The following is a 1,262-nucleotide window of genomic DNA, read 5'->3' as shown; positions in this document are numbered from 1 at the left end:
CTCAGAGATCCCCTCATTTTTAGAGACTCAAATAATTCCAAGTGTGCGGGTATATAAGCGGTGTTGCTTCAGGTAGTAGATAAATTTATCCATCAACAAGACCGCATTGGCTTCTTTCATTTTAGGTAGCAACTGGTAATAGATGACCCCTTGCCGAAAGAACGAATAGGTTCGGCTCTTGCTGGTATTGACCTTGATCGTTCTCTCTAGACCGACACTGTCTCCAGCCTTACCCAGCAGCGTCAGCAAGACGATGGCCAGGGCACTGAATAAAAACAGTCGGTCGCGCCGGACCGGATTACTGATGTGCACATCTCCCATACCCATGCCGAATTTGTAATCTTTGATATCACGAAAACTGGTCTCGATACCCCAGCGCTGGCCGTATAGTTGCAACGCCTTGGCGGCGCTCAGGTCGGTCCGGTTACTGGCCAGAAACCACGCGTCTTTCATGCCACTCTTATGACAACAATAGACCCGTTCGACAGGCTGTCGCTGCCCAGTTAGCTCCACCGCTTTGAGGGTTCGGGTGCGCCCGGTCGGCGTTAGCCAGTCCCGAGCTGGAACCTGCTCTACACCAGGGTAACCAACCAAAACATTTCCTTTAAATCTAATGAGATAAGCAAAGCCTAGCTCTTGCTCCAGGCGTTCGAACAGCACCATGTAACCAAAGCCGCGGTCAGCGACTACCGTCACGAAGATACCCTCTGGCAACGTCTGCTTGAGCTTGGTGAGCAGCTCTTTCTCATGGGCATTGCGTTGCCCTTTGAGCAACGATTTCCGATGGGTTTTCCACAGCAGCGGAGTACTGCGACCGTGGTTGGTTTGCAGGCTGATAACCAAGGTACTGTGATCATCGGCATCGAATTCGGTCCAGTCCATGGAGACTACGATCTCGGTACGTTCACCGACCACATAGGGCACCCAATCGTCAAAGAGGCTCCAGACATTGAGCTTGGTGTTAGTGAGCAGGCGATCCACCTGTTTAACCGCATGTTTACGTTCGAGACCGTTGGCCAAGGAGAGGCCACTACCGATGGCGTGGATGGCCAGTGAACCTGACTCGATAACCCCGAGGGTAGCATTGGCGAGGGAAAGAACACGCTTGGCATGCATGTCCTGTCCAAATATATCGTCGATGTGGTTGAGGATTAGTTCGTGGTTAAACATGGGGATAGTCTGTTGGGTATTAGCTGGTCAAGGATGGCGATCATACCTCAGAAGCCGCGCCACGCCTCGCTCATATGAGGGGATGGTTAAGG

1 protein-coding gene is annotated in these 1,262 nt (G+C 52.0%); it reads right to left on the bottom strand.

Going from position 1 to position 1,262, the window contains the following annotated elements:
* Positions 1 to 27: 27 nt before the first annotated feature.
* Positions 28 to 1,170, bottom strand: coding sequence for an IS4-like element ISAs18 family transposase (locus PG899_RS24030; protein WP_270697811.1), 1,143 nt, complete (start codon positions 1,168 to 1,170; stop codon positions 28 to 30).
* Positions 1,171 to 1,262 lie beyond the last annotated feature (92 nt).

Origin of the sequence: Aeromonas sp. QDB39 (assembly GCF_027707585.1) — a bacterium.
GTDB classification, from domain to species: Bacteria; Pseudomonadota; Gammaproteobacteria; order Enterobacterales; family Aeromonadaceae; genus Aeromonas; species Aeromonas hydrophila.
Note: the sequence above shows the minus strand (reverse complement) of the source record. Positions and strands in the feature narration are given on the sequence as shown.